Origin of the sequence: Streptomyces sp. NPDC048504 (genome assembly GCF_043200035.1) — a bacterium.
GTDB lineage: Bacteria > Actinomycetota > Actinomycetes > Streptomycetales > Streptomycetaceae > Streptomyces.
Genome location: NZ_JBICXA010000027.1, coordinates 111549 through 119769, shown reverse-complemented (window position 1 = coordinate 119769; position 8221 = coordinate 111549). Strand labels below are relative to the sequence as shown.

General features: G+C 69.3%; 8 protein-coding genes and 2 tRNA genes. 6 read left to right on the top strand and 4 right to left on the bottom strand.

Translation table 11 applies throughout. The annotated features are described in order from the left end of the window. Positions 1 to 489 precede the first annotated feature (489 nt). On the bottom strand, positions 490 to 618 hold the full coding sequence (locus tag ACGFY9_RS46235; protein WP_393764744.1) for a hypothetical protein: 129 nt from the start codon (positions 616 to 618) through the stop codon (positions 490 to 492). Between the two features lie 281 nt (positions 619 to 899). Here ACGFY9_RS46235 and ACGFY9_RS46230 point away from each other — a divergent pair, with 281 nt between their 5' ends. After that, positions 900 to 2018, top strand: coding sequence for an FAD-dependent oxidoreductase (locus tag ACGFY9_RS46230; RefSeq protein WP_393764742.1), 1119 nt, complete (start codon positions 900 to 902; stop codon positions 2016 to 2018). Positions 2019 to 2085: 67 nt separating this feature from the next. Here ACGFY9_RS46230 and purL read toward each other — a convergent pair whose 3' ends face one another. From purL to purS, 3 genes are read right to left on the bottom strand one after another with little or no spacing between them, the layout of a single operon-like run. Next, complete coding sequence (gene purL / locus ACGFY9_RS46225) at positions 2086 to 4344, bottom strand: phosphoribosylformylglycinamidine synthase subunit PurL (RefSeq protein WP_393764740.1); 2259 nt, start codon at positions 4342 to 4344, stop codon at positions 2086 to 2088. Then, entirely contained in the window at positions 4341 to 5021 is a 681-nt protein-coding gene (purQ, locus tag ACGFY9_RS46220) for a phosphoribosylformylglycinamidine synthase subunit PurQ (protein WP_393764738.1), read from the bottom strand. Before purQ ends, purL begins: the two co-directional genes overlap by 4 nt. After that, entirely contained in the window at positions 5018 to 5281 is a 264-nt protein-coding gene (gene purS, locus ACGFY9_RS46215) for a phosphoribosylformylglycinamidine synthase subunit PurS (RefSeq protein ID WP_015659417.1), read from the bottom strand. Before purS ends, purQ begins: the two co-directional genes overlap by 4 nt. Before the next feature lie 381 nt (positions 5282 to 5662). Between purS and ACGFY9_RS46210 the strand changes: the two genes are divergently transcribed. The 5 genes from ACGFY9_RS46210 (at position 5663) to ACGFY9_RS46190 (ending at position 8208) form a co-directional block, all read left to right on the top strand. Continuing rightward, positions 5663 to 5980: an Lsr2 family protein gene (locus ACGFY9_RS46210; protein WP_019073805.1), complete on the top strand. Its 318-nt coding sequence runs from the start codon at positions 5663 to 5665 to the stop codon at positions 5978 to 5980. Between the two features lie 139 nt (positions 5981 to 6119). Next, positions 6120 to 6191: transfer RNA gene (locus ACGFY9_RS46205), tRNA-Gly, on the top strand. A gap of 83 nt (positions 6192 to 6274) precedes the next feature. Then, positions 6275 to 6350: transfer RNA gene (locus ACGFY9_RS46200), tRNA-Gly, on the top strand. Between the two features lie 140 nt (positions 6351 to 6490). Then, a complete protein-coding gene (locus ACGFY9_RS46195; protein WP_393764736.1) occupies positions 6491 to 7435 on the top strand; it encodes an ABC transporter ATP-binding protein in 945 nt (314 codons plus the stop codon). A gap of 8 nt (positions 7436 to 7443) precedes the next feature. Beyond that, positions 7444 to 8208, top strand: coding sequence for an ABC transporter permease (locus ACGFY9_RS46190; RefSeq protein WP_393764734.1), 765 nt, complete (start codon positions 7444 to 7446; stop codon positions 8206 to 8208). Positions 8209 to 8221: the final 13 nt, after the last annotated feature.

Genomic DNA, 8221 nt, shown 5'->3' with positions numbered 1-8221 from the left:
CCCGGGGGGGGGGGGTGGGGGGGGGGGGTTGGGGGGGGGGGGGTTGGGGGGGGGGGGGGGGGGGGGGGCCCAAAACCGGGGGGGGGCCCCGGGGGGGGGGGGGGGGGGGGTCGGGGTCGTGGCGGTACGGCGAGCCCGCCGCTGGTGGGGCCCCACTGGTGTTGTCAGAGTTGAACGGGTTGGTGCCGGGTACGCGGCGGGCTGCGCCGTACCGCCACGACCCGCTCCCGTCTCGTCGGCGGCTGCGGGCAAGTGGAGGGTCAATTGTGGGGCCCTGCTGGTCACGGGGCTTTGCGGGCGTAGTCCCCTGGGCCGTGGTCCACCAACTTGAAGGCGCGCTCGGCTCGTTCGGGGGCAGCGCCGGAGATCGTGGGCCTGGGTGTCGCTACGGCTGTGACGCTCACTCTGTTCCTTCGGCGTCAACTCCGGGCGCCTGAGCCAGTGTTGCCGCTGTCGTTGTTCAAGGTGCGCGATCTACTACGTCCTGATCTATCTGCAGGTCGCGTGCGGCATCGCCAGTTCGCCGGCGGGGCTGTTGTTGGTGCCGCCCGCGATGGGGTTGGGGGTGGCCACGACTTCGATCCGCGGCTCGTGCTCGCCCGTTTCTACGCCGGCCACGGGCCCGGTGGTGACATCACCGGGCTGGCCCGCGGTACTGGCCTGGCGGTTGCCCAAATCCGGGGAGGGGAAGGGTAGTTCGGTTGTCGCTGCAAGCCGGGGTCATTTCTAACCATTCGCGACCGGCCACAGTGGTTAGTTTCGCCTACGGCTTCCCCCGTGTCGGGCATCTGTCGGCGCTGTCGGTGGCGCGTCGGGGAGTTGTCGGGGCGGCGTTGAAGCCTTGGTGGTGATCCCGCCGGGGGAGCGTCCGGCGGGCCCGTGACACGGAAGGAAACGACATGGCCACTCACGTCACGATCATCGGCGCCGGACTCGGCGGACTGACCCTCGCCCGCGTTCTGCACGTCCACGGCATACCGGCCACGGTCTACGAGGCGGAGCCCTCACCCAGCGCCCGGTTGCAGGGCGGCATGCTCGACATCCACGACTACAACGGCCAACTCGCCCTGGAGGAGGCCGACTTGCTGGACGAGTTCCGCGCCATCGTCCTGCCGGGGCGGCAGGCGACCCGCGTCCTCGCCCCGGACGGCACCGTCCTGCTCGACAAGCCGGACGACGGCACGGGCCACCGCCCCGAGGTGCAGCGCGGCGAACTGCGGCAGATCCTGCTCGACTCGCTCCCGGCCGGCACCGTGCGGTGGGGGCACAAGGTCACCGGGGTGCGCGCGCTCGGCGAGGGCCGGCACGAAGTGGTCTTCGCGGACGGCGGCACCGTCGTCACCGGTCTGCTCGTCGGCGCGGACGGCGCCTGGTCCCGCGTACGGCCGCTGCTGTCCGACGCCACCCCGGAGTATTTCGGCCGGACCTTCGTCGAGACCTACCTCTACGACGCCGAGACCCGGCATCCCGCCGCCGCGAAGGCGGTCGGCGGCGGATCGCTGTTCGTGTTCGACAAGGGCACGAGCGGGCGGTGGATCGCGGCCCACCGCGAGAGCGGCGGGACACTGCACGCCTACATGACGCTGGCCAGGCCGCTGGAGTGGTTCGACGAGATCGACTTCACCGATGCCGCCGCGGCCCCCGCGCGGATCGCCGCGGAGTTCGACGGCTGGGCCCCCGAGATCACCGCCCTGATCACCGACAGCGACACCGCCCCGGTGCCGCGCCCCCTCAACTCGCTGCCGATCGGGCACCGTTGGAACCGGGTACCGGGAGTGACCCTGGTCGGTGACGCCGCCCACCTCGCGCCGCCGGACGGCGAGGGCGCCAACCTCGCCATGCAGGACGGCGCCGAACTCGCCCTCGCCATCGCCGCGTACCCGGACGACATCGAGCGGGCGCTCACCGCGTACGAGGAGGCCCTGTTCCCCCGTAGCGCCACCGCCGCCGTCGAGGCCGTGGCCACCAACGAGGCCATCGGTACGGACCCGTTCGCCTTCTTCGACCAGGAGGGCTGACAGACGAAGGCGTCCGTGGAGCGGTCATCACCGTGACCGCTCCACGGACGCCTTCCCCACCCGTGCGTTACGCCAGCAGCGCCGGGATCGTCCCCTCGTGCGCCTCGCGCAGTTCCTCCAGGGAGAGCGCGAACTCGCCCTGGATTTCTACCGAGTTGCCGTCCACTACGCCGATGCGCGTGACCGGAAGACCCCGTGCCCCGCACATGTCGTTGAAGCGGAGTTCCTCCGAGCGGGGGATCGCGACCACCGCGCGGCCCGCCGATTCCGAGAACAGGAACGTGAACGCGTCCAGACCGTCGGGGACGATCAGGCGTGCGCCCTTCTCGCCCAACAGGGCCGATTCCACCACCGCTTGGATCAGACCGCCGTCGGACAGGTCGTGCGCCGAGTCGATCATGCCGTCGCGAGACGCGGAGATCAGGATCTCGGCCAGCAGCCGTTCCCGCTCCAGGTCGACCTTCGGGGGCAGGCCGCCGAGGTGGTCGTGGACTACCTGCGACCAGGCCGAGCCGCCGAACTCCTCACGCGTGTCACCGAGGAGGTAGAGGAGCTGCCCTTCCTCCTGGAAGGCGACCGGGGTGCGGCGTGCGACGTCGTCGATGACGCCCAGCACCGCGACCACCGGGGTCGGGTGGATCGCCACGTCGCCCGTCTGGTTGTAGAGGGAGACGTTGCCGCCCGTCACCGGCGTGCCCAACTGCTGGCAGGCGTCGGCCAGTCCGCGGATCGCCTCCGCGAACTGCCACATCACCGCCGGGTCCTCGGGCGAACCGAAGTTCAGGCAGTCGGAGACCGCGAGGGGCTTCGCGCCCGTCGTGGCCACGTTGCGGTACGCCTCCGAGAGCGCCAACTGCGCGCCCGCGTACGGGTCCAGCTTCGCGTACCGGCCGTTGCCGTCCGTCGCGATGGCGACCCCGAGGCCGGTCTCCTCGTCGATGCGGATCATGCCCGAGTCCTCGGGCTGCGCCAGCACCGTGTTGCCCTGCACGAAGTGGTCGTACTGCGACGTGATCCACTTCTTGGACGCCTGGTTCGGGGACGACACCAGCGCCAGGACCTGGGACTTGAGTTCCTCCGAAGTCCCGGGGCGCGCAAGCTTGTTGGCGTCGTCCGCCTGGAGTGCGTCCTGCCAGGACGGGCGGGCGTACGGGCGCTCGTAGACCGGGCCGTCGTGCGCGACCGTGCGCGGGTCCACGTCCACGATCTTGCCGCCGTGCCAGAAGATTTCGAGGCGGTCGCCGTCGGTCACCTCACCGATGACCGTGGCGATGACGTCCCACTTCTCGCAGATCTCCAGGAAGCGGTCGACCTTCGACGGTTCGACGACCGCGCACATCCGTTCCTGCGACTCGCTCATGAGGATTTCCTCGGGCGAGAGCGTGGAGTCGCGGAGGGGAACGTCGTCGAGCGTCACCGTCATGCCGCCGGAGCCGTTCGACGCCAACTCGCTTGTGGCGCAGGAGAGTCCGGCCGCGCCCAGGTCCTGGATGCCGACGACCAGCTTCTCGGCGAAGGCCTCAAGCGTGCACTCGATCAGCAACTTCTCCTGGAAGGGGTCGCCGACCTGGACCGCCGGACGCTTCGACGGCTTCGCGTCGTCGAAGGTCTCGCTCGCCAGGATCGACGCGCCGCCGATGCCGTCGCCGCCGGTACGGGCGCCGTAGAGGATGACCTTGTTGCCCGCGCCGGAGGCCTTCGCGAGGTGGATGTCCTCGTGCCGCATGACGCCGATGGCGCCCGCGTTGACCAGCGGGTTGCCCTGGTAGCAGGCGTCGAAGACGACCTCGCCGCCGATGTTGGGCAGGCCCAGGCAGTTGCCGTAGCCGCCGATGCCCGCGACGACGCCCGGGAGGACGCGCTTGGTGTCGGGGTGGTCGGCCGCGCCGAAGCGCAGGGGGTCCACGACCGCTACCGGGCGGGCGCCCATCGCGATGATGTCGCGCACGATGCCGCCGACGCCCGTGGCCGCGCCCTGGTAGGGCTCGACGTAGGACGGGTGGTTGTGCGACTCCACCTTGAAGGTGACCGCGTAGCCCTGGCCGACGTCCACGACGCCCGCGTTCTCGCCGATGCCCACGAGCAGGGCGTCGGACTGCGGGGCCTTCTCGCCGAACTGGCGGAGGTGGACCTTGGAGGACTTGTAGCTGCAGTGCTCGGACCACATGACCGAGTACATGGCGAGCTCGGCGCCGGTGGGCCGGCGGCCGAGGATCTCCACGACCCGCTCGTACTCGTCCTTCTTCAGGCCGAGTTCGGCCCAGGGCAGCTCGACGTCGGGGGTCTCGGCCGCGTGCTCGACCGTGTCCAGAGGCGTCCGGCTCATGCGTTGACCAGCTTCTTGAGGATCGAGGTGAAGAAGGGGAGGCCGTCGGTGCGGCCGGACCCGACGAGCGGCTCGACGGCGTGCTCGGGGTGCGGCATGAGGCCTACGACGTTTCCGGCGGCGTTCGTGATGCCCGCGATGTCCCGGAGGGAACCGTTCGGATTCACGTCCAGGTAGCGGAAGACGACGCGGCCCTCCGCCTCCAGCTCGTCGAGCGTGTGCTCGTCGGCGACGTAGCGGCCGTCCATGTTCTTCAGCGGGATGTGGATCTCCTGGCCGGACACGTAGTCGCTGGTCCAGGCGGTGTCCGCGTTCTCCACCCGCAGTTTCTGGTCACGGCAGATGAAGTGCAGGTGGTTGTTGCCGAGCATCGCGCCGGGCAGGAGGTGCGCCTCGGTGAGGACCTGGAAGCCGTTGCAGATACCCAGGACGGGGAGTCCCGACTTCGCCTGCTCGATGACCGTCTCCATCACCGGCGAGAAACGGGAGATGGCACCCGCGCGCAGATAGTCGCCGTAGGAAAAACCGCCCGGGAGGACGACCGCGTCGACCTGGTGGAGGTTCTTGTCCTTGTGCCAGAGGGCTACCGGTTCGGCGCCGGCGAGACGGATCGCGCGCTGGGTGTCGCGGTCGTCCAGGCTGCCGGGGAAAGTGACGACGCCAATACGAGCGGTCACTTGGCCGCCTCCGCCACTTCTTCCACCTTGACGGTGAAGTCCTCGATCACCGTGTTGGCGAGGAAGGATTCCGCAAGATCGTGGATGCGGGCGAGCGCGGCCTCGTCGACCGGTCCGTCAACTTCCAGTTCGAATCGCTTTCCCTGACGTACGTCGGAGATGCCTTCGAAACCCAGGCGTGGCAGCGCACGCTGGACCGCCTGGCCCTGGGGGTCGAGGATCTCCGGCTTGAGCATGACGTCGACTACGACGCGTGCCACTGGCACTCCCGGTGTTGTGGTGCTGAGCGTGTTCCTGCGGGTCTTCGACAGGTGACTTCAGACTACCCGCACAAAATTTCTACGCGAGTAGAGTTGTAGGAATCTACGTGAGGACCATCACGATCCGGTGTCGGGCGGGGGTCTTCACGAAAAGTTCAGGGAAAGATCCCGGATCGATCCCGGTTCCCTATTGCGCGGAGACACGCGGGAAGATTTAGTCGGGCTTCACATTGCATTGCCGGGCACTGTACAAATGAATTGGCAATAGCCGATACTTTGCCCAATAACAGGCGGACAGTCGACATCTCCGCACTCCGTGACGTCTCCGTGCGTCCCTGCGGATAGTGCGGTTTCAGGTGTCGCACGAAGGGACCGATATTCGTGGCGCAGAAGGTCGTGGTCACTCTCTTTGACGACATCGACGGCTCGGAAGCGGCGGAAACGATCGCCTTCGGGCTCGACGGCAAGTCGTACGAGATCGACCTGAATCAAGCCAATGCCAAGAAACTGCGTAAGGCGCTCGCGCCCTACGTGGACGCAGGTCGCAAGCGGTCGAGGTCGGGCAAGGCCTACCGCCAGACCGAGGTCGCCCCCGACCCGGCGGCCGTCCGCGCCTGGGCCCAGGCGAACAAGATGGACGTGCCGGCGCGCGGACGCATCCCCAAGAAGGTCTACGAGGCGTTCGCCGCCGCGCAGTGACCGACGCCGTGTGAAAGCCGGGCCGACGGCCGGTCATCGGCCCCTCGGGGCAACCGACTTGCGCTGCACCCCTCCCGGTCAGCTAGAGTTCGGAGCACGCCGAGGGGCGAGGCCGAAAGGCCCAGCTCACGGAGTACACGCGGGTGTAGTTCAGTAGCAGAACATCCCCCTTCCAGGGGGAAGGCGCAGTGTGCAATTCCTGTCACCCGCTCTGCGGCATCACCGTTCGGACCACTCCTGTGGATCGGGTAGGCTGGTGCTCGCGCCGATCAGTGAGAGCTGGTCGGAGGCAATGCGGACGTAGCTCAGTTGGTAGAGCGCAACCTTGCCAAGGTTGAGGTCGCCAGTTCGAACCTGGTCGTCCGCTCCAGCGAAAGACCCCGGTCCAGTGGACCGGGGTCTTTGCTATGTCCGATCCGCGTCAACAGATCGTCCCCGTCTGACATTTGTCATGCCGAGCGATGACACCGCGCACTGCTCTCGGGCCCCCGCCGCGGTGACGCTGGAGTCATGGACACCAACGAACACGAACACGTGATTGAGGTCACTGACCTACGCCGTGGGTACGGGGGCGGGTTCGAGGCTGTGCGGGGCATCACCTTCTCCGTGCGGCGCGGGGAGGTCTTCGCGCTCCTGGGCACCAACGGCGCGGGCAAGACGTCCACGGTCGAACTCCTTGAGGGGCTCGCGCCGGCGTCCGGCGGGCGGGTGCGCGTCCTCGGCCACGATCCCTACAGCGAGCGGGCCGCCGTACGGCCGCGGACCGGGGTGATGTTGCAGGAGGGCGGGTTTCCGTCCGAGCTGACCGTCGCCGAGACCGCGCGGATGTGGGCGGGCTGTACGAGCGGGGCGCGGCCCGAGGCGGAGGCGCTCGCGCTGGTCGGGCTCGCGCGGCGGGCGGACGTACGGGTGAAGCAGTTGTCCGGGGGTGAACGGCGGCGGCTCGATCTCGCGCTCGCGCTGCTCGGGGAACCCGAGGTGCTGTTCCTCGACGAGCCGACGACCGGGCTCGACGCCGAAGGGCGCCGGGACACCTGGGAGCTGGTGCGGGCGCTGCGCGACGGCGGGACGACCGTGCTGCTGACCACGCACTACCTGGAGGAGGCGGAGGGGCTCGCCGACCGGCTCGCGATCCTCAGCGAGGGGCGGATCGCGGTCACCGGGACGCCCGCCGAGGTGACGGCGGGGCGGCCGTCGCGGATTTCGTTCGAGCTGCCCTCGGGCTATTTCGTGGAGGATCTGCCGCCGCTCGGCGAACTGGGGGTCGTCGGGCACGAGGTGGCCGGGAGCGTCGTACGGCTGGAGACGCATGAGCTGCAGCGGGCGGCTACCGGGTTGTTGGTGTGGGCCGAGCGGGCGCGGATCGAACTGCGGCGGCTTGAGGTGCGGTCGGCTTCGCTGGAAGAGGCGTTTCTGGGGATCGCGCGCGAGCAGGAGCAGGGGGTGACGGTGTGAGTGCCGTGATGACTACGCCCGTCGGGCGGCTACGGGCGCTTGGGCGGGCCGAGTTGGCGTTGCTGGGGCGGAATCGGAGTGCGGTCGTCACGGCGCTGCTCGTGCCGTTGGCGCTGCCGTTCAGTGTGCGGCCGGCCGTGGACCAGATGGACCTCAAGGGGGAGGGGCTGACGGTCGGGGCGGTGATGCTCACGGCGGCGATCGGGTTCTCGTTGCTCTTCGCCGTGTACTCGTCGCTGGTGAGTGCCTTCGTCGCGCGGCGGGAGGAACTGGTCCTCAAGCGGCTGCGCACCGGTGAGCTGGGCGACTCCGAGATCCTCGCGGGGACCGCGCTGCCGTCGGTGTGTCTCGGGTTCGCGCAGTCCGTGCTGCTGGCGGTGGCGTGCGTGCTGCTGCTGGACGCGGGGGCGCCCGCGCTGCCCCAACTCGTCGTCCTGGGGCTGCTGTTCGGCCTCTTCCTGTCCGCCGCGCTGGCCGCCCTCACGGCGACGGTCACCAGGACGGCGGAGAGTGCGCAGGTGACCGCGCTGCCGGTGCTGTTCGCGTCCATGCTCGGGTCCGGGATCATCATCCCGCTGCAGCTCCTGCCCGACCGGGTCGCCGATGTCTGCCAGTTCCTGCCCCTCTCCCCCGCGATCCGGCTGATCAGCGGCGGCTGGAACGGCGACCTGTCCGGCTACGACGCGCTCGGCGCCGTCCTGACCGCACTGGCCTGGACCGTCCTCGCGGTGTTTGCTGTACGGCGGTGGTTCCGGTGGGAGCCGCGGCGCTGAGGTACCGGGAGCA